Genomic DNA, 26928 nt, shown 5'->3' on the forward strand with positions numbered 1-26928 from the left:
GCCCGCACCGGGCGCATCCGCTGACCGCAGCGACTTCTGGCCCCTACCCCTCACCGGGGTGGGGGCCAGTGCAGTTACCGCCTCCGGACGGACATCGCACACGAAGAACCGCCCCGTCCTTTCCCTGCGTAGGTGGAAGGACGGGGCGGGTGTGTCGTTGTTCAGCGGGCGCGTGCCGACCGAACCAGTCGGGTGAGAGCGGGGACCGCGGTCACTGCGGCCCACAGCCCGATCGCCGCGACCAGGGCGGTTGCGGTGTCCCCGACGGTGGCGGTGCCGAGCACGTGCGCACGCAGTGCGTCGGTGGCGTGCGCGACCGGATTCACCGTCGCCATGGCCTGCATCCAGCCGGGCATGGTCTCAAGCGGCGCGAACGCACTCGAGATGAACATCAGCGGCATCATCACCATCATCCCGGCGAACTGGACCACGTCCGGGCGGCGCAGCCGGTCCCCGATCAACCCGAACAGGGCGCTCATCGCCCCGGCCAGCGTCACCAGCACCACGACCGCGGCGACAGCATCGACCGCGGTGCCGTAGAACTCGAAACCCAATGCCACGGCAGCGATCCCGAGCAGCGCAGCCCGGGCGAGGGTGAAGACGGCCTCGTTGATGGTGCGAGCCAGCCCCGGCAGCGCCGCACGCATGGGCAGGGCCGCGAAGCGGTCGTGGAGGCCGTTGGTGTGATCGATCGCGGCGGACACTCCGGCGTTGGTGCCGGCCATCACGGTGGAGACGGCGAGCATGGCCGGCGTGAGGAAGACGATGTAGCTGACCCCGGCCGGGAAACCGGGTCCGGCGGCGACGCTGCGGAAGACCTGGCTGAACAGGACCAGCATCGCCATCGGCATGGTCAGCGAGAACATCAGCAACTGCGGGACGCGGGCACTGGTGCGCAGGTTGCGGACGGTGAGGGCAACGAGCTGGTTCCCGATCGGGGAACGCTCGATCGAGGGCGTGGTGGTGGTCATCGGTTTGCTCCTGTGGTGTGGGCGAGGTGGGTGAAGACGTCGTCGAGGCTTGGAGAGGTCACGTCGAGGTCGGTGATCTCGATGCCGCCGCGGTGCAGGTCTGCGACCAGCGCGGTCGCGGCGGTGGCATCGTCGACGGTGACCGACACCCGAGCCCGGTCGCCGTCGACCCGATCGGTATCCGGGATGAACGGCAGATCGGCGATCTGGCCGGTGGGGATGGTGGCGCTGAGGACCTTGCCGCCGACAATTCGCTTCAGCTCCGTAGGGGTGCCGCGGGCGGCGACCCTGCCGTGGCTGAGGACCACGATGTGGTCGGCGAGCCGGTCGGCTTCCTCGAGATACTGCGTGGTGAGCACGACCGTGGTGCCCGCGGCGGTGAGCTCGTCGACGACGTCCCACAGTCCGGCGCGGGCAAGGGGGTCCAGGCCCGTGGTCGGCTCGTCCAGGAACAGCACTGACGGGGATCCGACGAGGCTGGCGGCGAGATCGATCCGGCGTCGGGAGCCCCCGGAGAGTTCTCCGACCCGCCGGGTCGCGTATTCGTGCAGCCCGAGTCGTTCGATCAGCGCGTCGGCCTGGGCGCGGGCGGTGCGCCGCAGCCCGGTTAGGCGGCCGATCAGCTCCAGGTTCTCCCTGGCGGTGAGGAATTCGTCGAGTCCGGCGTATTGGCCGGTGACCCCGATCCGGCGGCGCACCGCGGCGGCGTCACCGACCACGTCGAGGCCCTCGATCTGCACGCGGCCGATGGTGGGGCGCACCAGGGTGGTCAACGTGCGGATCAGGGTCGTCTTACCTGCTCCGTTGTGGCCGAGCACCCCGAGCGTTGTCCCCGCGACAGCTTCGAGGTCGACGCCGTCGAGGGCCCATGTTTTGCCGTAGGCGACATGCAGATCTTCGACCACGACGGCCGGGGCGCTCATCGCACACCCCCACGGTGGTCTCCGGCGGATTGGGTGGACAGGTGGGTGGTCATCGGAGGTTCCTCTCGGAAGGTGTGCTCCCACCCGGTGGTGGATAGGAGTTCGCTTCCTCAGACGAACCAGCCGCGAATTGGACGCACCCGCCGCCGAATCAGGTGGTCCGGCGCGGCACGCTGGCGGCGGCGAACACTGCGGCGAGGAGGGCGATCCCGCCGAGGACGAGGTAAGTGCGGGCGTAACTTCCGGTCCACGAAGAAAGTGCGGTGCCTGCCCAGGGTGCGAGGGCCATCACGATGACGATCGGGGCCGACATCAGCCCGTTGAGGCGTCCGTAATGGGTTGCGCCCCAGCGGTCGGTGATGGCGGTGGCCTGGACGAGCGTGAAGACGCCGCGAACCAGACCGGCGCCGATCGCCACGGAGACCAATGCGGTCACGCCGTCGACGACACCGAGCAGTGCCGTCGTCGCCGCGGTCGCGGCGATGATCGCGACGGTGCGGCCACGGGGGCCGGTGTGGGCGGCGATGGGGAGGTAGCCGATGCGTCCGAGAACCTGTCCGGCTCCGCCGAGGCCGAGGGTCAGCGCGGCGAGGCCGGGGCTGAAGCCCTGTTCGATGAGCAGTGGGACGAGGTTGAACACTGCGGCGAACGCGGCGAACGCGGCCAGACTCAGCGCGATCACCAGCGCGGCGAAGGTCCGGCTGCGGGACGCGTCGCGGTGATCGACCGCGGAGGTACCTGGATGTCGGGGTGGGTCCGGCCACCGGCCGCGCAAACCGAGAAAGTGTCCGGGGATGGTGACAGCGGCAAGGATCGCTGCGAGGACGACATAGGTTGCGCGCCAGTCGTATCGCTCGACGAGCGCCGCGGCCAGCGGCGCGAAGACGGTGCTCGCCAGTCCCGCGGCGAGGGTGAGGATCATCAGCGCCTTGACGTAGTCGGCGCCGTACCAGCGGGTCAGCGCTGCGAACGCGGGCGGATAGAGCACCGCGCCCATCGCCACCCCGGCCAGGGCCCAGCCTGCGTAGAAGACGGGCAGGTTCGGCGACCAGGCCACGACCAGCAGCGCGGGGACGGCGAGCACCGATCCGGCGGTCATCACCGTTCGAGGTCCGCCGGCATCGAGGAGTCGTCCGACGGGGATCCCGACGACGGCGGCGACTAGCTGGCTGATCGAGAACGCGGCCACGATCACCGACGGCGACCACCCACTCTCGCGTGAGATCGCCACCGACAGCACGGGAAAGGCGTAGTAGAGGATCCCCCAGCTGGTGATCTCGGTCAGACACAGCGTGGCCAGCACCCGCCGCAGGCCGGCCTTGTCGAGGGTCTCGGTCTGCGGCGGGGTTGTCGTCGTCGCGGTCACGATGCCCTACCGACCAGCGACCGGCGAGAGGGTCACCAGCTCCGGCTCGGGCGCGACGCCGCAGCCGCCACCCTCCGACGCCGCGGCGTCGGGCTCGTCGAACACGCCCGCTCCGCCGCATACCCCGGTCTCGGGCAGGGTCAGCTCGACTCGGTGTGCGGCCTCCGCGTCGCCGGCGAGGTGCGCGGCGATGCTGCGGACCTGCTCGTAGCCGGTCATCGCGAGGAACGTCGGTGCGCGACCGTAGCTCTTCATCCCCACCAGGTAGAGACCCGGTTCGGGGTGGCTGAGCTCGCGGACGCCGTGCGGGTAGACGGTGCCACAGGAGTGCACGTTCGGGTCGATCAGCGGCGCCAACTCGACCGGGGCCTGCAGGACCGGATCGAGCCCGAGGCGGATCTCCGACAGCCAGGACAGATCGGGGCGGAACCCGGTCAGCGCGACCACGCGGTCGACATCCTCGATTCGCCGGCCGGAGTCGGCGACCAGCGCCACCGGTCCGGCGCCGTCGAATTCGACTGCGGCGGTCCGGAACCCGGTCACCACCTGGAGCACCCCGTCGTCGACGGCCTTCTTCGCACGGAGGCCGAGGGCTCCGCGGGCCGGGAGCTGGTCGGCCTCTCCGCCTCCGAATGTGGATCCGACGTCGCCGCGACGCAGCGCCCACGTGATCCGAGTACCTGGCGCCTCGGCAGCGAGCCTCGAGAGGGCCACGATCGCGGTCAGAGCCGAGTGGCCTGCGCCTGCGATGACGGTGTGCTTGCCCGCGTAGTCGGCGCGGACTCGCGGATCCTCGAGGTCGGGAACGCGGTAATCGATATGGGCCGCGGCCGCGCGCTCGCCGAGGGCGGGTAGGCCCTCACCGCCGAGCGGGTTCGGCGATCCCCAGGTGCCGGTGGCGTCGATCACCGCGCCGGCGAGGACCCGGTCCTCGGATCCGTCGGCGCGGCGGATGTGCACAGACAGGGGCTCGGTGTCGCGGCCGGCGTCGACCACCCGGTCGCGGCCGGCGCGCGCCACCCCGATCACCTCCGTGTCGAACTGCACTGCGTCACCTAGAGCGGCGGCGAGCGGGACGAGGTAGTCGCTCGCCCATTGCCTGCCGGATGGGTAGGTCTCGGCCTCGGGGGCGGTCCATCCGGTCTGTTCGAGGAGTCGCCGCGCCGCCGGGTCCACCAACTCCGACCACTGGGAGAACAGTCGGACGTGATTCCATTCGGCGACCGCCGAACCGGCGCGCGCGCCGCGCTCGAACACGAGCGGCGCGAGGCCGCGTTCACGCAACTCTGCGGCAGCAGCCAGGCCGATCGGGCCGGCGCCTACGACGACAACGGGCAGGTCCTTCATCACAACTTCCTTTCATCGACGCTCATCGATCAATTCCAAAAAGAACTATATCGATGCTCATCGATATAGGCAACCATCGATGAAGATCGATATAGTCGTGGGTATGACCTCCCTGGACATGCCCGTCATCCGGCCCGCCAACCCAGCCGGAGTAGACGCGCTGGCCCCCGAGGATGCGACGACCTACGCGGGCTGGTTCGCCTGCTTGGCCGACCCGACGCGGGTGCGGCTGCTGCATCAGGTCGCCAGCCACCCGGCCGGCATCTCGGTGGGCGAGCTGGCCGAAGCGTTGAGGGTTGGCCAGCCGACCGTCTCGCACCACGTCCGCAAGCTCGCCGACGTCGGGTTCGTGAGCGTCCATAAGGACGGCACCAGCACCATCGTCGTGGTGAACCCCTCCTGCTGCACCGGACTGCCGCAGGCCGCGGACGTCGTGATGGGTGTGCTCGCCCCGCGTCCGTGCTGCCCAGAAGACCTGCCCGCCGACGTCAACGTCCGCCCGATGCACGACGACGACTGGGAGGCCGTGCGCCGTATCTACGGCGAGGGCATCGCCACTCGTACGGCGACCTTCGCCACCGAAGTCCCCTCTCGCAAGGCGCTCGACGCGCAGTGGCTGCCCGGGCACCGCTGGGTCGCCGAGATCGACGGCACCGTGGTCGGCTGGGCCGCCCTCAGCCCGGCCTCGAGCCGCGAGTGCTACCGCGGGGTCGCCGAGAACTCCGTGTACGTCGCGGAGGACATGCGCGGCCGAGGGGTCGGAAAGACGCTCCTGACCACCCAGGTCGTCGCCGCCGACCAGGACGGCCTGTGGACCCTGCAGACCTCGATCTTCCCCGAGAACCGGGCTTCGATCGCGCTCCACCATTCCGCAGGATTCCGGACCGTCGGCGTCCGCGAACGCATCGCCCAACTCGACGGCCGGTGGCGCGACACCGTCTTCCTCGAACGCCGAACGAAGGCAGAAACCCTCGACCAGTAGCACCGCCCATCCCCTGGCTGGCGTCGCCCGGCCGTGGGGTCTGGTCGTCCGGCCGCGCATCTTCAGACCGCGCGACCGATACCGGACCGACGGGGTTCGAGGCGTTGCCGGACAATGGGAGCGAGAACGGCCTACGACGGAGCTCAGATGGTCGATCAGAAGTGGGTGGATCGCGCGGCGATCGCCGCCGACCTCGAACGCGCTCGGGTTGCACTGCACGAGCTCGTCGATGACGCGAGCGCCGGCGACCTTGCTCGGTTCTCGGAGGGCACCCGCTGGACGAACGAGCAGCTGCTGTTTCACATGGTCTTCGGATACATGGTCGTTGTTCGACTTCTCGTGCTCGTGAGGGTGTTCTCGCGACTGCCCGATAGCGCGAGCCGACTGTTCGCGAGAGCACTTGATGCCGCGACCCCGGTGTTCGACGAGATCAACTATCGCGGGTCGTGCCTGGCGGCGCGAGTGTTCGATCGCAGGCGAATGGGGCGAAAGTGCGACCGGGTCATCGCCACCCTCCAGCGGCACCTCGCCGGCGAATCCGAGGCGGGGCTGAACCGCGGCATGCATTTCCCGACACGGTGGGACCCGTTCTTCGCCGAGTACATGACCCTCGAGCAGATTTACCGATACCCCGGTCGCCACTTCGACTTCCACCGGGACCAGCTCACGCTCGACTGAAGTGCCTGAGCCTCCCAACCCATGGGAGCCGACCCCGTGCCGGAAGCCGGTGACAGTTGACCAGGCGGCTCAGTGCCGGCCATGGATCGTCCGAGTCGGCTACAGCAGGCCGGACCAGTACGAGTAGAAGCGATGGACCACCAGCGCGGCGACGGCGAGGAACCAGAAGGTCACCGGGATCAGGTGGTTCCCGGCGGCGGTCACGACATCCGCGCGGATGGGCCGGGCGAAGGTGCCGTGGTGCAGGTTCCGGAGGGTGACGTACCAGAAGACCGGGATGACCGCGGCCCACACGACCATGCAGTACGGGCACAGCGCGCCGATGACGTAGAGGCTCTGCGCGATCAGCCAGTGCACGAACACCACCGCCGCGGTCACACCGAGTTGCAGGCCCAGCCAGTACCAGCGGGCGAAGCGCGCACCGGCGAGGAGTCCGGCGCCGGTGGCCGCCACGCACGCGAACCCGGCGATGCCGAGCAGTGAGTTGGGGAACCCGAACACCGACGCCTGCGTCGTGGACATCACCGAGCCACAGTTGAGGACCGGATTCAGGCTGCAGGACGGGATGTAGCCCGAATCCGCTGCGAGGGAGAACTTCTCCACGGTGAGCACGAATGAGGCCGTCAGGCCGACGAGCCCGCCGATCAGCAGCAGCCAGGGCAGCGATCGATCGAACGGCGCACTGCCGCGGGGCTCCGCCACCGCAGGCGTGGCAGCGGTGTCAGCGGAGGGCGGCGTCGAGCGCATCGGTCAGGTCCTGGTAGGTGGCGGGTGAGAACCGCTGGCCGTCGAGGAAGAACGTCGGGGTGCCCTGCACTCCGAGGGCTTTGCCGTCGGCGACGTCCGCCGTAACTCGCGCCGCCGTCGCCGGGTCGGCGTACGCGGCGTCGAACGCCGCCATGTCGAGTCCGAGGTCGGCGGCGTAGCCGCGGAAGACATCGTCCTTGGGCACCCGTTGCTCGCCCCACTCGGCTTGGGTCTCGTACATCTTCTGGTACATCTGCTCGAATTTGCCCTGCTGCGCGGCGGCTTCCACCGCTCGGGCCGCTCGTTCGGCGTTGAAGTGCCCGGGCATCGGGAAGTAGCGCACAACGAAGCTGACCCGGTCGCCGTACCCGGCCCGCAGCTCCTCGATCGCGGGATACACCGACCGGCAGGCCTCGCACTCGAAGTCGAGGAACTCCACGAACGTCGGACTGCCCTCCGGCGCCGACGAGATCCGGTGACTGTCCGGCCGCACCACCGCACTGGCACCACCACCGGAGACGGACGCATCGGAATCGCCACCCGATCGACCGACCAGCAGAATCGCCGCCACGGCGACGACGAACACGGCCACCAGGGCCAGCGAGATCTTCACTCCCCGACTCACGCGACGACCGCCGGCCAAGCAGGATCTTCGGGCGAACAGAACAAATGAGACATGGCGACACGCTAACGGATGTTGATATGGCCACGTCGGCACGGGTTCCGGTTCATATCAACACCCGTTAGTGTATTGATATGACTGATGGCACGGTGGACACCTGCGACCTGCTCTGTCTGGATCTCCCGCACGCGGAGCGGATACGGGCCGGGCTCCCGGCGGCGGCACTCGTCGAGCCGGCCGCTGCCGCTGCCCGCGCGCTCGGTGACCCCACGCGTCTGACGATCGCCACCGCGCTGCGCTCCGGCGACGAGTTGTGCGTGTGCGACATGGCATGGGTCGTCGGGCAGGCGCAGAACCTCGTGTCGCATCACCTGCGGCAGCTCAAGATCGCCGGCCTGGTGACCTCCCGCCGACAGGGCCGGCTGGCGATGTACGCACTGACCGCCCGCGGGCGCGCCCTCGTCGACGCCGTCGTCGGCGGTTCTTCCGCCGACACCCGAGCCGCCACCGTGGAGACCGAGCATGTCTGATGCCTGCTGCGGGCCGACGCACGCCGACACCGCCGAACCCGACCACGGTCCCGCACGGTTGTGGCACGTCCGCGAGCTACAGTGCGCGGCAACGGCCGCGGTCCTGCTCGCCGCCGGGTGGGTCCTCGGACGAGCCGGAATCGGCCCTGCCGCAACGGCGCTCGAACTCGTCGCGGTCGTGGTCGCCGCGTCCACATTCGCGCCCGGCGCCCTGAGGAATCTTCGGCACCGCCGGGTCGGGGTCGGGACCTTGATGACGATCGCCGCTGTCGGTGCGGTCGCCCTGGGTCAGTATCCCGAGGCGGCGATGCTCGGCATCCTCTTCTCCATCGCCGAGGGTCTCGAGCACTACGCCGTCACCCGCACCCGCCGCGGTCTGCGGGCACTGCTGTCGCTGGTCCCTCCCACCGCGACCGTTCTGCGCGACGGCAGGGAAACGATGGTGGCGCCGGACGACCTCGCCCTCGGCGATCGGATGCTGCTGCGCCCGGGCGAACGCGCGGCAACCGACGGGGTGATCCGTGTCGGTCGCACCAGCCTCGACCTGTCCGCGATCACCGGCGAGTCGGTCCCGGTGGAGGCCGGGCCAGGTGACGAGCTGTACGCCGGGGCGATCAACGGTGGCGGTGCGATCGAGGTCGAGGTCACCGCCGTCGCGGCCGACAGCTCCCTCGCCCGGATCGTCCACATCGTCGAGGAGGCCCAGGACCGCAAGGGTGCCGGGCAGCGCCTCGCCGACACCATCGCCAAGCCACTGGTCCCGGCAATCATGATCCTCGCGGCACTCGTCGCCGGCATCGGATCCGTGTTCGGGGACCCGATGCTGTGGATCGAACGCGCCCTCGTCGTGCTCGTCGCGGCCTCCCCCTGCGCGCTGGCGATCTCCGTCCCACTCACAGTGGTCGCCGCGATCGGGGCATCGAGCCGGCACGGCGCCCTGATCAAGGGCGGCGCCGCACTCGAGGAACTCGGCCGCATCCGCGTCGTCGCCCTCGACAAGACCGGCACCCTGACCCGCAACACCCCACAGGTCGTCGCCATCGTCACCGCCTCCGGCACCTCCGAAGCCGAGATCCTCTCCGCCGCGGCTGCGCTCGAGGCGCGCAGCGAGCACCCCCTGGCCGCCGCGATCCTCGCCGCCGCCACGCTGCCCGTGACCCCCGCCTCCGATGTCACCGCGGTGCCCGGCCACGGGCTGACCGGAACCCTCGACGGCAGCGCGCTGCGTCTGGGCAAGCCCGGATGGATCGACGCCGGCGCACTGGCCGCGGACGTCGCCGGGCTGCAGGAGGCGGGCGCCACGGTGGTGATCGTCGAACGCGACGGATCGGCGCTCGGGGCAATCGCCGTCCGCGACGAGCTGCGCCCCGAAGCCCCCGAGGCCGTCGACCGGCTGCGCCACCTCGGCGTCGACGTCGCCATGCTCACCGGCGACAACCAGCGCACCGCCCACGCCCTGGCCGCCGACGCAGGCATCATCACCGTTCACGCCGAACTACTCCCCGAGGACAAGGCGAACCTGCTGCCGGTCCTCGCGGATGGCCGCCGGGTCGCGATGGTCGGCGACGGCATCAACGACGCTCCGGCCCTCGCCACCGCCGACGTCGGGATCGCGATGGGGGCGATGGGCACCGATGTCGCGATCGAGACCGCCGACGTCGCATTGATGGGTGAGGATCTGCGTCACCTGCCTCAGGTCCTCGCCCACGCCCGCCGCGCCCGCCGAATCATGGTGCAGAACATCGGATTCTCGCTCGCGATCATCACCGTGCTGATACCCCTGGCCGCCACCGGTGTGCTCGGTCTCGCCACGGTGGTGTTCATCCACGAGTTCGCCGAGGTCCTCGTGATCGCCAACGCCATCCGCGCCGCCCGCTCCTCCACCCTGCCCGGACTCACCAGCGCACCCGCCACCGCAGGGCCGGTCCACGTGAGCGTCGCCCCCGCGGTGCACGCCCTCAGCGATGCCTGCTGCCCACCCGCGCAGCCGGCGTCATCGAGGTCCGCCAACAGTCGATCCGAAGCAGCCGGTGTGGTGACCGACCTACCGATTGCGATGCCGCGCCCGCAGGCGCCGACCGAATCCAACGGATGCGATTGCTGCCCCGAGGAGGAGCTCTCCCCGCCGTCCGCAGCGCACCGGAAACCCGGCGAACGTATTTCGGGTCCTTCACAGCTATCAGGATTTCGGTGATTGAATCCCGACCATGGAATTGATCGATACCGGACGAATCCAGCTCGGGGTAGATCGCCGAGGCGAAGGCCCACCGGTCATCCTGGTCGGCGGGACAGGGATGCCTCCCATCGCCTGGGACGTTGCAGGGATGACTGCTGCCCTCGCCGACGGTGGTTTCGATGTCATCGCCTACGCATCTCGAGGCGTTGCCCCAAGCGACGCTCCGTCAGCCCATTGCACCATCGCAGACCTGGCCGAGGACCTCACGTCCCTCATCGACATCCTGGATCTCGATCGGCCACCAGCGTTGGTCGGCTACTCCCTGGGCAGCTTCACCATCGAGCACCTGCTGTCGACAAGTCCGCATCAGTTCTCAGCCGGAGTCCTCATCGCAGGTCCTGGACCGACGACATCGCTGCTTCACTCCGTCGTGAACTGCGAAGCCGCGCTGATAGATCGCCTCGGCACACTCCCCACTGAGGTCATGACGATGCAAACCCTCCTCACCGCGCTGCCACCGACGGCCTTGGCCACGGCAGATCCACTGGTCGACCAGTGGGCAACCATGTCCGCATACCAGAGTGCCCAATGGACATCGAGCGACGGCGAGGTGGCCCAAGCGCGTGCATCCCATGCCTGGCTCCGCGATGAGGGGCGCATGGATCGGCTCCAACACATCGACGTGCCGGTCCTGGCAGTCGCGTTCGAGTTCGATCCGCTCGTCGGGCCAACCCAAGCGCAATCGGCAGTGGATCAGATTCCGGGCGCCGAGCTCTGCGTGATCCCCGACGCTGGGCATGGCGGCGTGATGACGCATGCTCAGCATGTCGTTCCCCGAGTTGTCGAGTTCCTCAACAAGCACCACAGCTGACCAGCATCGAAACTGTGCCACAGCCTCATTCAGCGCTTCCGACTTGTATGGCGGGGCGGCTCGTGTTCGAACCGGCGGGTTCGTAGCGTGCCGCAGGAGACCGTGGTGACTGGCTCGTGGGCTTCCTGCCACTCGACCGGCCGGAGGGTTGGCTCCAAGAGGGTTCTGCCTCACCACGGTCTCCGTCCGCAGCCTGGCTCAACACAGGAACACCGCCGAACCCGGTGACTGAAAGTCGGAATGCCGGCCGCGGATACCCCATCCACTCGACGCGGAGGTTCGCATCGGTGATCGTGATCGGAATCGACCCACACAAGTCCACCCACACCGCGACCGCGGTCGACGCGGCGACGAACACCGATCTCGGCTCAATCCGGATCAACGCCTCGTTCGACGACTACGCCCAGCTGATGACATGGTCGAAACAATGGCCGGACCGGATCTGGGCGGTGGAGAACGCCTCCGGACTCGGCCATCACCTGACCCAGTGGCTCATCAGTCGGGGCGAGGCCGTGGTGGATCTTCCGTCGACCGCGACGGCGCGGGTGCGGGAACTCTCGCGCGGCGGCCGGCGCAAGAAACGATCGCATCGACGCGGCCGCCGCCGCGTGTGTCGCGTTCAGCCAGGGCGACTTCCGGCCGGTCGCCCCGGAAGGACACACCGACGTGTTGCGGATACTCGACGAACGCCGCACCGACCTGGTCAAACAGAACGGCCGACTCGTCAACCAACTCCACGCCGTCTTGCGGGAACTGTTCCCGGGCGGGATCGAGCGGAACTTCGCCACCGAGGACGCCGCCACACAGTTCAAAGGGCTAAGACCAGAGACCTCAGCAGACGCGATGCGCACGAGAATCGCACTCGAGATCGTCGGCGACCTGCGACGAATCCGCTTCCAGATCGACGACCTCACCACCCGCATCAAGACCGAACGCGCCGCCTGCGGCACCCAGCTACCGAAGATCCCCGGCGTCGGAACCGTGACCGCGGCCCGGATCCTCGCCCGCACCGGGCAACCCCACCCGATTCGTCAACGAGGCCGCCTACGCCAGCTACACCGGGACTGCGCCCGTCGAGGTCGCCAGCGCAGACAAGCAACGCCATCGGCTCTCGCGCAGCGGCGACCGCTCCCTGAACGCCGCCATCCACATCGTGGCCGTCACCCAGGCCCGAATACCCAGCAGCGACGGAAACACCTACCACCAGCGGAAAATGGCCGAAGGAAAGACGACTCGTGAGGCCATCCGCTGCCTCAAACGACAAGTCGCCAAACGCCTCTGGCGGACCATGCGCTGCGACGCCGAGCAGCGGCTTCAGGTAGCAATAGCCTGATCAGGAGGCCGAGTTCCTCCGATCCGCACGGCCGATGTTCGATTCGCTCGAATGATCGTTGTTCTGAATGAACTGCAGGATCCGGGGAATCACTCGGTCAGGAATCTGTCCGAGGATGCCGTGCCCGGTGCCCGGGTAGACCTGGATCTCCGCTCGAGGCAGGAGCTCGGCGACACGTGCGGCAGCGAGCTCGGGTGTGGCGACGATGGTCTCGGCGCCGTAGATCACCAGCACGGGAACCGCGATGGATCGCACCTCAGCATCCTTGAGCACCCTCGCCCAGCCGATCCCGGGCCGGTAGTTCAATGCTTCTTTCGCGCAAACGAATTGCGACTCGGGAATGTCGTAGCCCGGCGTCATCCATTCATTCATCTTCCGCATGTTCTCGTCGGTGCGGCGCATACCGAAGCGAATCATCTTGAACAGCACACCCCACGACGGCTTGTCGAACACGCCGCCGGGCTCGATGAGCGTCACACTTTCCAACCGCTCCGGCGCGTGGAGAGCCATGAGAACGGCGTGCCACGCCCCGTGTGAGTAGCCGACCAGGTGAACGCGGTCGAGGCCGAGTTCGTTCAGCACGTCGCCGATCCAGGTGGCGAAGTCCGATTCGCTGGTCAGCGGAGCGGTTTGCACGCTCCGGCCTGCGGTCCCGATCGTGTCCAGCGCGTACACGACCCGGTCTCGGCTGAGGTCCTCGACGACGAAGTGCCATTGGAGACTGTTCGCCCCAACTGAGTGCAGCAGGACTATCGGTGTCTTGTCGCCGGAACCGGACCGCCGGACGTGCGTGGACCCGAACGATGTCGGGACGTCCAACTGTGTCGATGGAATCGGCCACAGCGCTTCCATCGCCTGGTACGCACGATCGTGGGCCTCGTGTGACGCGTCGTTCTTGAACCGCCCGATCTTCGGCATGTGCCTCCCTCTCGTTGGTTTGATGGTATGAACGTATCACTTTTAAGGTACGTGCGTACCATCAAGGCTGGGAAGTTCGGCGCGACAGAGAGGTAACGGTTCTCGTGCCACGATTGGTCGACCATGAAGTGAGGCGTCGTGAGATCACCAGCGCTGTGCGACGGGTCATCGTTGACGGCGGTCTGGAAGCGGTGACTTTTCAGTCCGTTGCCGCCCAAGCCGGGATCTCGGTCAGGCTCGTCCAGTACTACTTCGGCACCAAGAGGGAATTTCTCCTCGCGACCCATCGCTCGGTCATGGAAAGTGCCGCCGCCCGATTCATGCAGCGGTGGGACGCGCTCGGCGATGCCGCGACGCCGCGAGAGGCCATCAGTGCCCTGCTGAACGAACTGCTTCCCCTAGACGAACCTCGCCGTGAAGAAGCGATTGTCCTCGGCGCCTTCAATACGGCGTCGATCTCCGGAAATGGCATCACTGCGGAAGAGACGTTGGCAGCGCCGCGCGCCCTGGTGGCGGTCGTAGCCGAACAGCTCCGGCGCGCTCAGCACCTCACGTCGGCAGTGGATCCAGATCTCGACGCCGAACTCATCCTGGCAGCCATCGGCGGAATCGCCCAAGGAATGCTCCCGGGTCACTACACCCCACAGTTGGCGGCAGACCTCCTGGACCGCCTCCTCGACCGCGTACTAGGCGCGAAGGGATTGTCGGTTCATCCAGTGAAGAACTAGCCGCCGTGGTGCGGGACGGTACTTCCCTGACCGGCCCGCACCACGGCAGCTAGGCATGTTCGAACGGCGCCCCAACTTGACGAACGCGGAGCAACCGCGCCAAGTCTCGAAGACCAGTGTTCGAACGGTTCCCGCTTGACAGCACACACAGGAACCCTCGTTGCTCACGTTCGATTTCGCGCGGCGATGCCGGTCCCGACGTCCGGCTCGAGATCTGGTGGGTGTCCGGTCACAGTCCGGTTGTCAGGACCACGCGGAATCGCGCCTTGCCGCTGAGGGCGTGGCGGTACGCGGTTGGCGCGTCGGTCAGCGGCACCTGTTCGACCATCGGGCGGATGCCGGTGAGTGCCGCGAAGTCGAGCGTCCGCTCGACGTCGCGGGCGGTGCCTGCCGGGTGCCCGCGCACGGAGCGGGACTGGAAGATCAGTTGGAAGGGGCTGACCGGGATCGGTGTCGGCACGGCCCCGATGACGATCAGTTCACCGTCCGTGGAGAGTCCGTCGATCGTGGCGGCCATGGCCTCGGAGTTCGCCGCTGTGGCTTGGACTATGCGGGCGCCGCCAAGACGGCGTAGTTCGGCGGCGACATCCTGCGCGGTGGAATCGATGTAATGCCGCGCACCCAGTTCTTTGGCAAGCGGCTCCTTGTCCGCGCCGCGGGCGATCGCGACGGTGTCGAAACCCATCTTCGCCGCGAACTGGACGCCGAGGTGCCCGAGACCGCCGAGGCCGAGGACCGCGACCAGGTCACCAGGGCGCGCCGAACTCCGGCGCAGCGAGTTGTAGGTGGTCACGCCGGCGCAGGCCATCGGTCCTGCGTCCACCGCAGTGAACTCGTCGGGTATGCGTGCGATCGCGCTGGCGGGCACGACCACGGCATCGGCGAAACCGCCCGGGTAGTGCCAGCCTGGCACCTGCAGGTTCTCGCAGTGCATGAAGTCCCCGTCGCGACAGTGGTCGCAGTACAGGCACGCGCCGCCGAACCAGCCGACGGCCACACGGTCGCCCGGGCGCCAACGGGCGACGCCATCGCCGACCGTGTCGATGCGACCGGCGATCTCATGACCCGGTGTCACGGGGAACGTCACGCCCGGTAGGGCATTGGTGACGAACGCGTCGTCGGAGTGGCAGATGCCGCAGGCTTCGACGGTGACCCGCACCTGACCCGGGCCGGGGTCGGGTATCTCGCGGGTGGTCAGGCGCAGTTCGCCATCGGGTTGATCCACCTGGACTGATCGGATAGTGGGCATGAGCATGTCTCCCCTATGACTGGCGGCCGGTGATCAGACGTGGCCCGGCAGTGGCACTCCGGTCGCGACCGTGGCGAGGGAGCGTGGACGATGCGCTCGATCGAGCGGCGCACGGTGGCAATCGCACCCGCGCGGTCGCGCTGCTGGCATCCGTGTGTTCGAGCAGAACTCCCATGGTGCAGTCCTGTCGTGGCGGGCCCACCGGCAGACGGCGGCGGACCCTTCGAGGGTAGTGCTGATTCGCCCTGTGTGGCGACTGCCCATGTCCTTTGGACCGCTAGCGGTTGTGGACTTTCGACGTTGCGCGGTGCGAGTGTTGATGGCGGACTCACCTCAGTGGCAGTGACACGCGACCGACATCAATCGGGAGGAGCGAGGCCGTGGACATGAAGCTCGAGATCGTGGTGTTGCCAGTGTCCGATGTGGACAGGGCCAAGGAGTTCTACGAGACGCTCGGGTGGCGGGTGGATGCCGACTTCGCCGCCAGCACCGACTTCCGTGTGGTGCAGGTGACGCCTCCGGGGTCGGCGTGCTCGGTGATCTTCGGCGTCGGCGTCACCTCGGCCGCTCCCGGCTCGGCGGACGGCCCGCATCTCGTGGTGACCGACATCGAGGCAGCCCGGGCGGAACTGGCTGATCGTGGCGTTCAGGTCAGCGAGGTCTTCCACGACGCGGGCGGGGCCTTCCACCACGCCGGGGCCACCGAACGGGTACCCGGCCCGGACCCGGACCGCGGCAGTTACCGCTCGTGGCTGTCGTTCGCCGATCCGGACGGCAACAACTGGTTCGTGCAGGAGGTCACCACCCGCGCGCCGGGCCGAGTGACACCCGGACCGGTGGCGTATACCTCTGCCCCAGACCTGGCCGGGGCGCTGCGACGCGCGGCCGCCGCGCACGGCAAGCACGAGGAGCAGCTCGGGCATTACGACCAAGACTGGCCGGACTGGTACGCGCAGTACATGGTCGACGAGGCGAACGCTCGATCCACCCGCTGAAAACACTTGCAGCGTTCAGCCCTCGTGCGTCTGCGGGTTCTCTCCACTCGCGCCGTCGCTGCGAGCCTCGATGGCCTCGATGGACTTCTTGAACTGCTTTCCCAGGACGCGGGTGCCGAAGAGTCCGAGCACCATCGCGAGCAGCCGTCCCCTGAGGTTCTTGCCATCGCGGACCACGACGGCGTCCACGTCGGTCACACCCGTTGGCTCCTGCGTGAGGGTGTAGGTGTGGCCCGAGGCACCACCCCACAGATTGGAGTCGGTGGTCGTCATCACCACGCGATGTGGGTCGGTCCAGTCGTAGTGCAGGGTTTCCCAGATGCCGCTCGAACCCTCCGTGACATCAGCGTCATGGGGACCTTCGTGATGCACCTTGAGGTAGCTGTCTGCGCTGTTTCCGAAGATCTCCTCGCGGCCCGGCCCGAAGTCGGTCAGGCCGGCAAGGACCTCCTCGGGCGTCGCGGTTGTCGTCTGGTGGAGATGGATCGTGGTCATGGCGCCTTCCTCGATACTTGGATGGTCGGCTCCGGTTCTGAACCGGTGGCGGTGACACTCCCAGCACACCACTCGCGCGAGCATCGCGGAAGAGGGCTGATCGAGGGTCAGCCCATCTCGGCGTGCCGGTAGCACCAACGCCACGCCTCGCCGGGCTCGTGCGATCGCATGACGGGGTGCCCCGTCTGCTCGAAATGCGCGGTCGCGTGCCGGTGCGGGCTCGAGTCGCAGCATCCGACGTGCCCGCAGGTGAGGCAGATCCGCAGATGCGCCCAGTTCTGTTCGCCGAGCGCCGTGCATTCCTCGCAGAGTCCGGGGGTGCGCGGCTCGGGGTCCGGTCCGGCGGCGGCCGCGAGCTCGTCGCAGGCCTGAGCTGTGGCCGGACCCGGGGATCCGACTCGAATGCGGTCGGCTGCGCGTCGGAGAACCTTCTTCATCGCCTCCCATCCTGCATGCTGCAAGGTGCGATATCCACACCCCCGACCGCTGGACGGAGAACCGCCGTGAACGTGGCCCTGCTCGCCGTCGCGGTGGTGGCGCTGCTCACCGCCGCCGTCGCACGGCGATTCAACTGGTCGGCCCCGCTGCTGCTGGTCCTCGTCGGACTGGCCGGGTCGCAGATCCCCGGGGTTCCCGACACCGCACTCGATCCAGATCTCGTGCTGTTCGCGGTGCTGCCGCCGCTGCTCTACTCGGCCGCGCTCGACAGCTCCTCGCTGGCGCTGCGCCGCAACGCGCGCCCGATCGGACTGCTCGCGGTCGGCCTGCCGCTGGCCACCACCGCCGTCGTCGGGGCGGTCGCATATCTCACCGTTCCCGAACTGCCCCTCGCCGCCGCGCTGGTCCTCGGCGCGGTCGTGGCGCCGCCGGATGCGGTGTCCGCCAGCGCGATCGGACGACGCCTCGGCCTGCCCCGGCGGATCATGACACTGCTCGGTGGCGAGAGCCTGCTCAACGACGCGACCGCGCTGACCGCGTACCGTGTCGCACTCGCCGCAGCGGTCGGCACCGGCGTGACCCTGATGGAGGGGGTGCGCACCTTCCTCGGTGCGGCGATCGGCGGCGCGCTGATCGGCATCGGGGTGGGGATCGTCGTCGCCGCGATTCGTTCGCGGCTCTCGGATCCGGTGATGGAGAGCGGAATCGGGCTCCTCGTCCCCTTCGTCGCGTACCTGGTGGCCGAGGAGGTGCACAGTTCCGGGGTGATCGCGGTCGTCGTCGCCGGCCTGTATCTGGGTCAGCGCGCGACCCGTGCCGGATACGCGACCCGCCTGCAGGACACCGCGGTCTGGAAGGCCGTCGACGTCGTCCTGGAATCGTTCGTCTTCCTGCTGATCGGACTGCAGCTGCCGGGCGTCGTGCAGGGGCTCCACGGCCGCAGTGTGGCCGAAGTCTTCGGCGCCTCGGCTGCCGTGCTCGTCGCTGTGATCGCCGTCCGGCTCCTGTGGGTCTTCCCCGCGGCCTTCCTCCCGCGTTTGTTGTCCAAGCGAATCCGCGAGCGGGAGCCTGCGCCGACGCTCCGGGCGGTGTTCGTCCTCGCCTGGTCCGGCATGCGCGGTGTGGTCTCGCTCGCCGCCGCCTTCGCTATCCCGCTGACCGTCAGCTCGGGCGCCCCCTTCCCCGAGCGGGAGATGATCCTGTTCATCACCTTCGTCGTCGTGGTCGGCACCCTTCTCCTGCACGGACTGACCCTGCCCTGGCTGATCACCCGTCTCGGGGTCGGCGACGAGGAGGAACGCCGCAAGGACGCGATCGCGCTCGCTGCCGCGCAGGACAAGGCCGCACGGGCCGCAACGGAGGTGCTCGACAGCCTGGTCGCAAACGCCGACGGGGACCCCGCTGCCGTCCGTCGGCGGGCCGCGGAGATCCTGCGTACCTGGAGCGAGCACCGCGCCCACGCGGCATGGGAGCGGCTCGGTCGCAGTGAGGCCGAACTGGGCGAGAGCCCGTCCGCCGCGTTCCGCGCGCTGCGCCTGCAGATGCTGGACACAGAACGAGGCGTCTTCATCGCAGAGCGTGACAACGGACGAATCGACGACGAGGTACTGCGACAGGTGCTGCGCGAACTCGACCTCGAGGAGGCAACCCTGAACAGGGAGTAGAACCCCGTCGCCCGCCCCGGGCGGCATACTGGAAGGCGGCTTGGCGAACGGCAGCCGCGAATGGGAGACCGATGGTACAGCCGGCAATTCTGAGCGTCGATGACGATCCGAGCGTGTCCCGCGCCATCGTCAGGGACCTACGCCGCAACTACGGCGAGAAGTACAGGATCATCCGGGCACAGTCCGGCGACGACGCCCTGGCCGCGCTCAAGGAGATGAAGCTGCGCGGCGACCCGGTCGCGGTCCTGCTCGCCGACTACCGGATGCCCGGCATGAGCGGCATCGAGTTCCTCGAACAGGGCATGGACCTGTATCCCGCGGCGAAGCGGGTGCTGCTCACCGCATACGCCGACACCGATGCCGCGATCGACGCGATCAACGTCGTCGATCTCGACCATTACCTGCTCAAGCCGTGGGATCCGCCCGAGGAGAAGCTGTACCCGGTGCTCGACGCCCTGCTCGACGCCTGGGTGACCTCCGATCGCAAGCCGGTGACCGAGACGAAGGTGGTCGGGCACCGGTGGTCGGCGCGGTCCTCGGAGGTGCGTGAGTTCCTGGCGCGCAACCAGCTCCCGTACCGGTGGTACATGTCCGACGAACCGGAGGGGCAGCGTCTGCTCGAGGCCGCGGGGGCCGACGGCATGCGGCTGCCGGTGGTGATCACCTGCGACGGACACGCCCTGGTGGAGCCGAACGACTCGGAGTTGGCGCACCACGTCGGACTCGCCACCACCCCCGCATCGGACTTCTACGACCTCGTCGTCATCGGCGGCGGGCCTGCCGGGCTCGGTGCGGCCGTGTACGGGGCGTCCGAAGGGCTACGCACCGTCCTCGTCGAACGCACCGCCACCGGCGGGCAGGCCGGACAGAGCTCCCGGATCGAGAACTACCTGGGATTCCCGGATGGACTGTCCGGGGCTCAACTGGCCGACCGGGCCCGCAGGCAGGCGGCCAAGTTCGGCGCGGAGGTCATCACCACGCGGGACGTCGTCGCGTTGGAGGTGAACGGGTCCGCGCGCACGGTCCGCTTCGCCGACGGCGCCTCGCTCGACGCGCACACCGTCATCCTGGCGACCGGGGTCTCCTACCAGCAGCTGTCGGCCCCCGGGCTGGACGAGTTCACCGGCCGCGGAGTGTATTACGGATCCGCGGTGACGGAGGCCGCGCGGTGCAGCGACCAGGACGTGTACATCGTCGGCGGCGCGAACTCGGCCGGGCAGGCCGCGGTCTACCTCGCGAGGGGTGCGCGTTCGGTGACCATCGTGGTGCGGGCCCGCTCGCTGGACGATTCCATGTCGCACTACCTGATCCAGCAGATCAGACAGAACCCGAAGATCGTGGTCCTGGCGTGCTCCGAGGTGGTCGGCGTCGAGGGGGACGATCATCTGGAGCGGATCACGTTGCGCGACAACACAACGGGTCGTACGTCGACCGTCGACGCGCACTGGCTCTTCCTGTTCATCGGTGCGGCGCCACGCACCGACTGGCTCGACGGTGTCGTGGTGCGCGACGACCACGGGTACGTCGTCTCGGGTCCGGACCTGGTGGTCGACGGCAAACGGCCGCGCGGCTGGGAGCTCGAGCGCATGCCCCAGCATCTGGAGACCAGTGTCCCCGGGGTCTTCGCGGCCGGGGACGTGCGCTCGGACTCCGCGAAACGGGTCGCGTCCGCGGTGGGAGAGGGAGCAATGGCCGTGATGCTCGTGCACAGATACCTGGCCAAGCCGTGAATCCCGGACCGACCCTCACGCCGAGCGAACTGCGGACGCTGTTCCTGTTCGAGAAGCTCGACGACGCTCAACTCGAGCAGCTGAGCAGCGCCGGGCGAATCGAGGTGATCGAGCCGGGCCCGGTGTACCGGGAGGGCGACCCGGCCACCTGCTTCTACGTGCTCGTCGAGGGCACGGTGGTGCTCACGAAACTCTCGGGCGGCACCGAGGTGGAACTGGTGCGCACCTCGCACCGCGGGTCGTATGCGGGCGCGTGGACCGCATACATGGGCGACCGGGTGCCGCAGCTCTACAACGGATCGATGACGGTGCCCGAGCGCTCCACCTTCTTCGTCCTGGACGCCGGCGACTTCGCCCGCTTCATGGCGGACTGGTTCCCGATGGCCCTCCATCTGCTGGAGGGGCTGTTCTTCGGCAACCAGAACTCCCGCGAGATCCTCGACCAACGGGAGCGGCTGCTCGCGCTCGGATCCCTGTCCGCCGGACTCACGCACGAGCTCAACAACCCCGCCGCCGCCGCGGTCCGGGCCACGGCCTCGCTGCGGAGCCGGGTCGCAGGCATGCGGCACAAACTCGGGATGATCGCCTCGGGGGCCTACGAACCCGCCACTCTCCACGCGCTCATCGAGATCCAGGAGGAGGCAGTGGGACTGGTCACGGAGGCGCCGACGCTGAGCCCGCTCGAGGAATCGGATCGCGAAGAGGCGATCGGCGACTGGCTCGAGGACCACGGCATCGCCGGCGGATGGAACCTGGCGCCGAACTTCGTGCAGGCCGGTCTCGACGTCGCCTGGCTCGAGCGGGTGGCGGCCGCGACCTCGCCGTCCATCCTCACTGGCGCCGTCGCCTGGCTGAACTACACCATCGAGACCGAGCTGTTGATGAACGAGATCTCGGACTCCACCAGGAGGATCTCCTCGCTCGTCGGCGCCGCCAAACAGTACTCGCAGATGGACCGCGCGCCCTTCCAGATCTCGGACGTGCACGAACTGCTCGACAGCACACTGGTGATGCTCAGCAGGAAGATCGGGCCCGACATCGACGTGGTCAAGGACTACGACCGCGCACTGCCCCGCATCTCCGTGCACGCGGCCGAGCTCAATCAGGTCTGGACCAACCTCATCGACAACGCGGTCGGCGCCATGGACGGCCGCGGCACCCTCACCATTCGCACCTACCGGGACGGCGGCTGCCTGGCCGTGGCCATCGGGGACACCGGATCGGGCATTTCGGACGAGGTCCGTGACCGCATCTTCGAGCCGTTCTTCACGACGAAACCGGTCGGGGAAGGCACCGGGCTCGGCCTCGACATCTCGTGGCGGATCGTCGACAAGCACCGGGGCGACATCCGCGTGGAGTCACGGCCCGGACACACCGAGTTCGTGGTCCGCATTCCGCTGGCCGGCCAGGAGGGCGATCACGATGAGTGAGACCATCGTTCGATTGATGGAGGAGAACCTCCTGGCGGTGTTCAACGAACGTGACCCGCAGCGGCGCCTCACGGTTGTCCGCCGAAACTATGCCCCCGACGTGCGCTGGTCGGACCCCGAGGAGACGGTCGTCGGCCGAGACCGACTGCACGAGAAGGCGCAGGAACTGCTCGACGGTCCGCTGTCGGGCTTGACGTTCACCCAGTCCGGTTCGGTCCACCAGACCGCCAACCTGGGCCTTCTGGCCTTTGACGTTGTCCCGCTCGATCGAGCGGGCGCCGGATCGCGTGAGCCACTGATCTCGGGGTATGACGTCGCGATCGTCGAGGACGACGTGATCGCGCAGCTGTTCACAGTGATAACCAAGTCACCCCGCTGAGCCGACACTCGGGAGCGCTCGCCCCGCGGCGAGGCAGACCGGGCCACCGAGACAACTATGTGCTCGACCTGCCGGTCGGGTTGGTCGACAGTAGATACATGCGAGGAATCGACTTCGACGAACCGGGGCCTCCCGGTGTGCTGACGTGGAGGGAGACGACACTCGCCGAGCCGTCGCCGTCCGACGTCGTGATCGACGTCCGCGCCGCCGGGATCAACAACGCCGACCTCCTCCAACGCGAAGGCCGATATCCGGTCCCGACCGGGGCACCCCACGTTCTCGGCCTCGAGTGCGCCGGAACGATCAGCTGGGTCGGTGACCGGGTGATCGGCTGGTCGAAGGGCGACCGTGTCTGCGCACTACTGGGCGGCGGAGGGTACGCCGAGCAGGCCGTGGTGCCGGCACGCCAGCTGCTTCCCATCCCTCGCGGCCTGGACTTTCCGCAGGCGGCGGCCCTGCCCGAGGCGTGCTGCACGGTGTACGCCAACCTCACGCTCAAGGCCCACCTGCGCGCCGGCCAATGGGTACTCGTGCACGGCGGAGGCAGCGGCATCGGGACAATGGCCGTCCAATGGGCCAAGGTGTCCGGCGCCCGTGTGATCACCACCGTCGGAACCCACGCCAAGCTCGACCGAGTCATGCGCCTCGGCGCCGACGTCGCCGTCGACTACCGAACCGACGATTTCGTGACCCGGGCCCTCGACGCCACCGGCGGCCGCGGCGTCGATGCGATCCTCGACATCGCCGGCGCGCCGTTTCTGCGCGAGAACATCGAATGTCTCGGACCTGACGGACATCTCGTCATCATCGGCGGCACCCTCGCACCCACCGAACTCGACCTCGGGCTGCTGTTCAGCAAGCGTGCCAGCGTCGCGACAACCTCATTGCGGTCCCGACCGCCCGACCAAAAGGCCGCCATCGTCGCCCGGGTCCTCGAGTACATGTGGCCGCTGATCGAGCAGGGCGTGATCGCCCCGGTGATCGACACCGTCCTCCCCATGCCACTGGCCGCCGAGGCGCACGAATTCCTTCACAGCGGACGAGCCTTCGGCAAGGTCGTCCTCGTCACCCCGTGACCATCCGCGCCAGATCAGGAGAGCGAGAACAACGGCCCGGTGATGGTCAACCCGAGATCGCCGGTGTGGGCGAAGAAGGCGAACAGCATCAGCGCCGCACCGGCCAACGCGATGTCCTTGTTGAACTGGACCATCTCCATCTGCCGGGCCTGCGGGTCGGATTCGGTCCAGAAGTTGTGCATGAGCGCCGCGGTCGGGACGAGGAAGGCCACCAGAAGGAGGGAGCCGAGATCGGCCCAGACGCCGAGGAGCACGCTCAGCGCGCCAACGACCAGGAGCACACCAGAGGCCAGGACGGAGAGCTGCGCCATGGGCACGCCCTTGCTCGCGGCGTATTGCGCCATGGCCTTGGACTGGGTCAGGTGGCCAACAGCGGATGAGAGGAACAACACGGAGAAGAGAATCCGACCGATGAGAACGACGATGTCCATTGCCTACCTCCAAGTGGTGATTGCCGGGCATCACCTTGGTGCCGTGGAACTCGATGCTGTCCAGTATCTCGCCTTGCGACACCGCGTCCGTGCCGAATGCGAGGTCGAACTGGTCGGCGAACCGTCACTCACCGGTCGAGGACCGGCGCTATGAGGACGCCATCGACGTCGCCCAGCGGTAGTCCGCCTTCCCGGCTGGGGTTCGCTTGACCTCCTCGACCAGCACGATCGAACGCGGGATCTTGTAGCCGGCCAAGGTCTTGCGGCAGTGCTCCTGGACGTCGGCGAGGGTCAACTCGGGTGAGTCGGGGTAGGTCGCGATCACCGCTGCGACCTGCTGGCCCATGCGCTGGTCGGGTGCGGGCACGACGAGCGCATCGACGATCGACGGGTGTGCGTGGAGGGCGGCCTCGACCTCCTCGGCGAAGACCTTCTCACCGCCGGTGTTGATGCACTGCGAGCCGCGGCCCAGGAAGACGATGGTGCCGTCCGCTTCCACCCTGCCCATGTCGCCGAGCACCGACAGACGGGTGCCGTCGCCGCGCGTCGGGAACGTCCGGGCGGTCTTCTCCTCGTCCTTGTAGTAGCCGAGGGGGACGTTGCCGATACGCGCGATGTAACCGATCTCCTCCGAGCCCGGCTCGATCTCGTTCAGCCTCTCGTCGACCAGGATCATGTTGGGCGAGGGAGGCATGCGCAGATTGCCGGCCTCGTCGATGGTGAATGCGCCGTCGTTGCCCGATTCCGACGCGCCGAAGTTGTCCCGCAGCAGCAGGTCCGGCTTGACCGCGAGCATGCGATCCCGAACGCTGGTCGACCAGATCGCGCCGCCTGAGGTGATCGAGAAGAGCGAACTGAGATCGACCTCGCCCTGCCTGCGCTCCATCTCGTCGACCAACGGCAGGCCCATGCCGTCGCCGACGATCAGGATCACCTGCACCGAGTCCTTCTCGATCGCTTCGACGACCTGCTTCGGGTCGAAATCACGCCGCAGGACGACACGGGCGCCGAGGGTGAAGAAGGTGAACAGCGAGTACAGCGCGGCACCGTGCATCAGGGGCGCCGCGATCAGGAAGGAGAGCTCGGGGAACTCCTTTGCCGCAGCGGCGACTTCGGCGAGATCCCGTCTCGTCTCTTCGCCGTACGGGTTTCCGCCGGAGAGCGGCTTGCGGAAGAAGTCGTCGTGCCGCCACATGACGCCCTTGGGGTATCCGGTGGTTCCACCCGTGTAGAGCACGTAGAGGTCGTCCCCCGTGCGCGGGGCGAATTCCGCGACGGGTGGCAGCTCACCAGCCCCGGAGAACGCGATCACGGACACCGCGCGTGCTTCGGCGGCGGCGCGCAGCTCGTCGACGGTCTCCCCCACCACGAACACCGTTCGAACCATCGGGCAACTGTCGAGGAGCGACGCGAGAACCCGCTGATGCTCGGGGAGTTCGACGATCACCGCAACCGAGTCCGAGTTGACGAAGATGTACTCGAGTTCGGCCGGTGTGTACCGGTAGTTGACATTGATCGGCACCGCACGGATCTTGATCAGCCCCAGGATGCTGGTGACGTGCTCGATGCTGTTCTTCAGGAACAGCGCCACGTGGTCGCCTGGAGTAATGCCTGCCTGCGCGAGCAGGCCCGCGGTCCTGTTGGCCTCGGCGTCCAACTGGGCGTAGGTGAGGTTCTCGTCCTCGTAGGTCAGCGCGATGCGATCGGGTACCGCGGAGGCGACCGTCTCGAAAATGTCCGCGAGGTTGAACTGCATCGTCATTCCTTCCTGGCCGGGCCGCGAGGTCGAGGCCGATGACCTGAACCTAGAACACGTTCCAGCAGGGCGGGCCAAAACGGGCCAAAGCACCGTGAGCCGTGCTCAGCGACGCTCCGCCTGCATGATGTTCGCGCGACTGAGAACCACCGGGACCCACAGCGCGGTGAGGGCAGCCATCCCCGCCCACGTGAGGATCAGCCCGTATTCGACTCCGGTTGGGCGGATTCCGGGCGGCAGGCTCTGTTGTGACCAGTAGCCGAGCAGCCCGATCACCGTCCCCACCCCCGTTCCCATCACCGCTATCTGGGCGACCGCCCACCGGCGCGACCAGGTGCCCAGCATCGAGGCGACGATCCCGAAGATCACGACGAACACGATGAACAGCCGCAGTGGTGCAGGCGTCGCCGTGTGATCCGGGTTCGGCCCTCCCACGAGTACGGCCCACGCAGGCAGCGACCCCGCGTGCGGTAGCGCGAGGCCGACCGTCAGAACGAGAACCACCGCAGTGATCGCCGGGCGGCGCCACCCGGCGACGAACTCCCGGGTGACTCGGTTCTCGATCTCGAGGAAGTCGGCACGGTAGTCGGACAGATCGTCGGTCACGACGTCCTCCTTGGATCGAAACGGGCGAGGCGACCCACCAGCGATGGTGGGCCGCCCCGACTCATCGGATCAGCCGATGCTGAACGGCTGGCCCCACAAGGTGACGGTGCTGCTGACATTCTTGGTGCTGGCGGTGACCTTCACATAGGAGCGGGCCTGCGCGTAGCCGGCGCAGCCCTCGACACCGATGGTGGAGTCGGCCCACGTCACGCTGCCGCTCTTGCCCTTGAAGCTGTTGGCACCGGAGTGCGACTCGCCACCGAAGTCGTCGGCCTTCTCGAGATCGAGGAGCTTGACGTTCTTGGCCTGGCCGGGAGCGATGGACAGGTTGCCCGCGCTCTTGGCGGTCTGCTTGACACTCTCGCCCTCCCAGTTGGAGGACATCCCGGTGTCGGCGCCACCCTTGCCGCCGAGGGTCAGCTGGCAGGCCACCACGTAGCCGGGCTCGATCTTGCCGCCGTCCGCGTTGGCGCCGGACAGTTCGACC

27 protein-coding genes and 1 pseudogene are annotated in these 26928 nt (G+C 68.1%); 14 read left to right on the forward strand and 14 right to left on the reverse strand.

Annotated elements, in window-relative coordinates:
* Nucleotides 1-161: 161 nt before the first annotated feature.
* The 4 genes from BR31_RS0117090 to BR31_RS0117105 form a co-directional block, all read right to left on the reverse strand.
* Entirely contained in the window at nucleotides 162-971 is an 810-nt protein-coding gene (locus tag BR31_RS0117090; RefSeq protein WP_027502042.1) for an ABC transporter permease, read from the reverse strand.
* The gene (locus tag BR31_RS0117095) at nucleotides 968-1894 is read right to left on the reverse strand and encodes an ATP-binding cassette domain-containing protein (RefSeq protein ID WP_027502043.1); all 927 of its coding nucleotides are present in this window, start codon (nucleotides 1892-1894) and stop codon (nucleotides 968-970) included. The genes BR31_RS0117090 and BR31_RS0117095 overlap by 4 nt, the downstream gene beginning before the upstream one ends.
* A 151-nt stretch (nucleotides 1895-2045) precedes the next feature.
* Nucleotides 2046-3260, reverse strand: coding sequence for an MFS transporter (locus BR31_RS0117100; RefSeq protein WP_051637512.1), 1215 nt, complete (start codon nucleotides 3258-3260; stop codon nucleotides 2046-2048).
* Nucleotides 3261-3266: 6 nt separating this feature from the next.
* Entirely contained in the window at nucleotides 3267-4607 is a 1341-nt protein-coding gene (locus BR31_RS0117105; RefSeq protein ID WP_027502045.1) for an NAD(P)-binding domain-containing protein, read from the reverse strand.
* Between the two features lie 103 nt (nucleotides 4608-4710).
* Between BR31_RS0117105 and BR31_RS0117110 the strand changes: the two genes are divergently transcribed.
* Nucleotides 4711-5589: a helix-turn-helix domain-containing GNAT family N-acetyltransferase gene (locus BR31_RS0117110; RefSeq protein ID WP_027502046.1), complete on the forward strand. Its 879-nt coding sequence runs from the start codon at nucleotides 4711-4713 to the stop codon at nucleotides 5587-5589.
* Between the two features lie 147 nt (nucleotides 5590-5736).
* Nucleotides 5737-6267 (forward strand): DinB family protein, encoded by a 531-nt coding sequence (locus BR31_RS0117115; RefSeq protein ID WP_027502047.1) that lies wholly within the window; start codon nucleotides 5737-5739, stop codon nucleotides 6265-6267.
* Between the two features lie 99 nt (nucleotides 6268-6366).
* Here BR31_RS0117115 and BR31_RS0117120 read toward each other — a convergent pair whose 3' ends face one another.
* Together BR31_RS0117120 and BR31_RS0117125 are read right to left on the reverse strand one after the other, a co-directional pair.
* Complete coding sequence (locus BR31_RS0117120) at nucleotides 6367-7014, reverse strand: vitamin K epoxide reductase family protein (protein ID WP_027502048.1); 648 nt, start codon at nucleotides 7012-7014, stop codon at nucleotides 6367-6369.
* Nucleotides 6989-7639: a DsbA family protein gene (locus BR31_RS0117125; RefSeq protein WP_027502049.1), complete on the reverse strand. Its 651-nt coding sequence runs from the start codon at nucleotides 7637-7639 to the stop codon at nucleotides 6989-6991. The genes BR31_RS0117120 and BR31_RS0117125 overlap by 26 nt, the downstream gene beginning before the upstream one ends.
* A gap of 131 nt (nucleotides 7640-7770) precedes the next feature.
* Between BR31_RS0117125 and BR31_RS29015 the strand changes: the two genes are divergently transcribed.
* The 4 genes and pseudogenes from BR31_RS29015 to BR31_RS32605 all read left to right on the forward strand — a co-directional run bounded on the left by BR31_RS29015 (nucleotide 7771) and on the right by BR31_RS32605 (nucleotide 12546).
* Nucleotides 7771-8166 (forward strand): ArsR/SmtB family transcription factor, encoded by a 396-nt coding sequence (locus tag BR31_RS29015; RefSeq protein WP_037177020.1) that lies wholly within the window; start codon nucleotides 7771-7773, stop codon nucleotides 8164-8166.
* Complete coding sequence (locus tag BR31_RS29020) at nucleotides 8159-10360, forward strand: heavy metal translocating P-type ATPase (RefSeq protein WP_051637513.1); 2202 nt, start codon at nucleotides 8159-8161, stop codon at nucleotides 10358-10360. The genes BR31_RS29015 and BR31_RS29020 overlap by 8 nt, the downstream gene beginning before the upstream one ends.
* Nucleotides 10361-10373: 13 nt before the next feature.
* Nucleotides 10374-11213: an alpha/beta fold hydrolase gene (locus BR31_RS29025; RefSeq protein WP_051637514.1), complete on the forward strand. Its 840-nt coding sequence runs from the start codon at nucleotides 10374-10376 to the stop codon at nucleotides 11211-11213.
* 287 nt (nucleotides 11214-11500) lie between these two features.
* A pseudogene (locus BR31_RS32605) lies at nucleotides 11501-12546 on the forward strand (IS110 family transposase).
* On the opposite strand, the gene BR31_RS29030 reads toward BR31_RS32605, so the two are convergent.
* Complete coding sequence (locus BR31_RS29030) at nucleotides 12547-13464, reverse strand: alpha/beta fold hydrolase (RefSeq protein ID WP_051637515.1); 918 nt, start codon at nucleotides 13462-13464, stop codon at nucleotides 12547-12549.
* Nucleotides 13465-13568: 104 nt separating this feature from the next.
* On the opposite strand from BR31_RS29030, the gene BR31_RS0117150 reads away from it, so the two are divergent.
* A complete protein-coding gene (locus BR31_RS0117150) occupies nucleotides 13569-14192 on the forward strand; it encodes a TetR/AcrR family transcriptional regulator (protein ID WP_027502050.1) in 624 nt (207 codons plus the stop codon).
* 229 nt (nucleotides 14193-14421) lie between these two features.
* Here BR31_RS0117150 and BR31_RS0117155 read toward each other — a convergent pair whose 3' ends face one another.
* The gene (locus BR31_RS0117155) at nucleotides 14422-15417 is read right to left on the reverse strand and encodes an alcohol dehydrogenase catalytic domain-containing protein (RefSeq protein ID WP_231496531.1); all 996 of its coding nucleotides are present in this window, start codon (nucleotides 15415-15417) and stop codon (nucleotides 14422-14424) included.
* Nucleotides 15418-15827: 410 nt separating this feature from the next.
* Between BR31_RS0117155 and BR31_RS0117160 the strand changes: the two genes are divergently transcribed.
* A complete protein-coding gene (locus tag BR31_RS0117160) occupies nucleotides 15828-16436 on the forward strand; it encodes a VOC family protein (protein WP_197023643.1) in 609 nt (202 codons plus the stop codon).
* 15 nt (nucleotides 16437-16451) lie between these two features.
* Here BR31_RS0117160 and BR31_RS29035 read toward each other — a convergent pair whose 3' ends face one another.
* Both BR31_RS29035 and BR31_RS0117170 read right to left on the reverse strand, forming a co-directional pair.
* A complete protein-coding gene (locus BR31_RS29035; protein WP_037177024.1) occupies nucleotides 16452-16931 on the reverse strand; it encodes an SRPBCC family protein in 480 nt (159 codons plus the stop codon).
* A 107-nt stretch (nucleotides 16932-17038) separates the two neighbouring features.
* Nucleotides 17039-17368, reverse strand: a complete 330-nt coding sequence (locus BR31_RS0117170) for a UBP-type zinc finger domain-containing protein (RefSeq protein ID WP_027502053.1) — start codon at nucleotides 17366-17368, stop codon at nucleotides 17039-17041.
* 66 nt (nucleotides 17369-17434) lie between these two features.
* Between BR31_RS0117170 and BR31_RS0117175 the strand changes: the two genes are divergently transcribed.
* From BR31_RS0117175 to BR31_RS0117195, 5 genes are all read left to right on the forward strand, one after another.
* A complete protein-coding gene (locus BR31_RS0117175) occupies nucleotides 17435-19033 on the forward strand; it encodes a Na+/H+ antiporter (RefSeq protein ID WP_027502054.1) in 1599 nt (532 codons plus the stop codon).
* A gap of 71 nt (nucleotides 19034-19104) precedes the next feature.
* Nucleotides 19105-20763, forward strand: coding sequence for an NAD(P)/FAD-dependent oxidoreductase (locus BR31_RS0117180; protein WP_027502055.1), 1659 nt, complete (start codon nucleotides 19105-19107; stop codon nucleotides 20761-20763).
* The gene (locus BR31_RS0117185; RefSeq protein WP_027502056.1) at nucleotides 20760-22193 is read left to right on the forward strand and encodes an ATP-binding protein; all 1434 of its coding nucleotides are present in this window, start codon (nucleotides 20760-20762) and stop codon (nucleotides 22191-22193) included. Before BR31_RS0117180 ends, BR31_RS0117185 begins: the two co-directional genes overlap by 4 nt.
* Nucleotides 22186-22572, forward strand: a complete 387-nt coding sequence (locus tag BR31_RS0117190; RefSeq protein ID WP_027502057.1) for a nuclear transport factor 2 family protein — start codon at nucleotides 22186-22188, stop codon at nucleotides 22570-22572. The genes BR31_RS0117185 and BR31_RS0117190 overlap by 8 nt, the downstream gene beginning before the upstream one ends.
* Nucleotides 22573-22670: 98 nt before the next feature.
* On the forward strand, nucleotides 22671-23648 hold the full coding sequence (locus tag BR31_RS0117195; protein ID WP_027502058.1) for an NAD(P)H-quinone oxidoreductase: 978 nt from the start codon (nucleotides 22671-22673) through the stop codon (nucleotides 23646-23648).
* Nucleotides 23649-23662: 14 nt separating this feature from the next.
* Here the strand turns inward: BR31_RS0117195 and BR31_RS0117200 are convergent, their stop codons facing one another.
* Nucleotides 23663-24079 (reverse strand): DoxX family protein, encoded by a 417-nt coding sequence (locus BR31_RS0117200; protein ID WP_027502059.1) that lies wholly within the window; start codon nucleotides 24077-24079, stop codon nucleotides 23663-23665.
* On the opposite strand from BR31_RS0117200, the gene BR31_RS32300 reads away from it, so the two are divergent.
* A complete protein-coding gene (locus BR31_RS32300) occupies nucleotides 24072-24233 on the forward strand; it encodes a hypothetical protein (protein WP_156042527.1) in 162 nt (53 codons plus the stop codon). The two genes, BR31_RS0117200 and BR31_RS32300, sit on opposite strands and share 8 nt — an antisense overlap.
* On the opposite strand, the gene BR31_RS0117205 is transcribed toward BR31_RS32300, so the two are convergent.
* The 3 genes from BR31_RS0117205 to BR31_RS29040 form a co-directional block, all read right to left on the reverse strand.
* Nucleotides 24228-25835, reverse strand: coding sequence for an AMP-binding protein (locus BR31_RS0117205; protein ID WP_027502060.1), 1608 nt, complete (start codon nucleotides 25833-25835; stop codon nucleotides 24228-24230). The two genes, BR31_RS32300 and BR31_RS0117205, sit on opposite strands and share 6 nt — an antisense overlap.
* A gap of 105 nt (nucleotides 25836-25940) precedes the next feature.
* Nucleotides 25941-26441: an Rv2732c family membrane protein gene (locus BR31_RS0117210; RefSeq protein WP_027502061.1), complete on the reverse strand. Its 501-nt coding sequence runs from the start codon at nucleotides 26439-26441 to the stop codon at nucleotides 25941-25943.
* Nucleotides 26442-26510: 69 nt separating this feature from the next.
* The coding region (locus tag BR31_RS29040) for an MspA family porin (RefSeq protein WP_037177057.1) at nucleotides 26511-26928 on the reverse strand (418 nt) is incomplete at its 5' end.

The sequence above is a fragment of the Rhodococcus sp. UNC363MFTsu5.1 genome (assembly GCF_000686785.1).
In the GTDB taxonomy this organism is placed as follows: domain Bacteria; phylum Actinomycetota; class Actinomycetes; order Mycobacteriales; family Mycobacteriaceae; genus Rhodococcus_G; species Rhodococcus_G maanshanensis.

What these genes read in the sequence shown, in the direction of transcription:
- BR31_RS0117205 (WP_027502060.1), bottom strand. Translation starts at nt 25,835, where the DNA reads ATGCAGTTCAACCTCGCGGACATTTTCGAGACGGTCGCCTCCGCGGTA.
- BR31_RS0117110 (WP_027502046.1), top strand. Translation starts at nt 4,711, where the DNA reads ATGACCTCCCTGGACATGCCCGTCATCCGGCCCGCCAACCCAGCCGGA.
- BR31_RS32300 (WP_156042527.1), top strand. Translation starts at nt 24,072, where the DNA reads ATGTCCATTGCCTACCTCCAAGTGGTGATTGCCGGGCATCACCTTGGT.
- BR31_RS0117095 (WP_027502043.1), bottom strand. Translation starts at nt 1,894, where the DNA reads ATGAGCGCCCCGGCCGTCGTGGTCGAAGATCTGCATGTCGCCTACGGC.
- BR31_RS0117195 (WP_027502058.1), top strand. Translation starts at nt 22,671, where the DNA reads ATGCGAGGAATCGACTTCGACGAACCGGGGCCTCCCGGTGTGCTGACG.
- BR31_RS0117160 (WP_197023643.1), top strand. Translation starts at nt 15,828, where the DNA reads ATGAAGCTCGAGATCGTGGTGTTGCCAGTGTCCGATGTGGACAGGGCC.
- BR31_RS0117090 (WP_027502042.1), bottom strand. Translation starts at nt 971, where the DNA reads ATGACCACCACCACGCCCTCGATCGAGCGTTCCCCGATCGGGAACCAG.
- BR31_RS0117115 (WP_027502047.1), top strand. Translation starts at nt 5,737, where the DNA reads ATGGTCGATCAGAAGTGGGTGGATCGCGCGGCGATCGCCGCCGACCTC.
- BR31_RS0117180 (WP_027502055.1), top strand. Translation starts at nt 19,105, where the DNA reads ATGGTACAGCCGGCAATTCTGAGCGTCGATGACGATCCGAGCGTGTCC.
- BR31_RS0117200 (WP_027502059.1), bottom strand. Translation starts at nt 24,079, where the DNA reads ATGGACATCGTCGTTCTCATCGGTCGGATTCTCTTCTCCGTGTTGTTC.
- BR31_RS29015 (WP_037177020.1), top strand. Translation starts at nt 7,771, where the DNA reads ATGACTGATGGCACGGTGGACACCTGCGACCTGCTCTGTCTGGATCTC.
- BR31_RS0117170 (WP_027502053.1), bottom strand. Translation starts at nt 17,368, where the DNA reads ATGAAGAAGGTTCTCCGACGCGCAGCCGACCGCATTCGAGTCGGATCC.
- BR31_RS0117105 (WP_027502045.1), bottom strand. Translation starts at nt 4,607, where the DNA reads ATGAAGGACCTGCCCGTTGTCGTCGTAGGCGCCGGCCCGATCGGCCTG.
- BR31_RS0117190 (WP_027502057.1), top strand. Translation starts at nt 22,186, where the DNA reads ATGAGTGAGACCATCGTTCGATTGATGGAGGAGAACCTCCTGGCGGTG.
- BR31_RS0117120 (WP_027502048.1), bottom strand. Translation starts at nt 7,014, where the DNA reads ATGCGCTCGACGCCGCCCTCCGCTGACACCGCTGCCACGCCTGCGGTG.
- BR31_RS29030 (WP_051637515.1), bottom strand. Translation starts at nt 13,464, where the DNA reads ATGCCGAAGATCGGGCGGTTCAAGAACGACGCGTCACACGAGGCCCAC.
- BR31_RS29035 (WP_037177024.1), bottom strand. Translation starts at nt 16,931, where the DNA reads ATGACCACGATCCATCTCCACCAGACGACAACCGCGACGCCCGAGGAG.
- BR31_RS29025 (WP_051637514.1), top strand. Translation starts at nt 10,374, where the DNA reads ATGGAATTGATCGATACCGGACGAATCCAGCTCGGGGTAGATCGCCGA.
- BR31_RS29020 (WP_051637513.1), top strand. Translation starts at nt 8,159, where the DNA reads ATGTCTGATGCCTGCTGCGGGCCGACGCACGCCGACACCGCCGAACCC.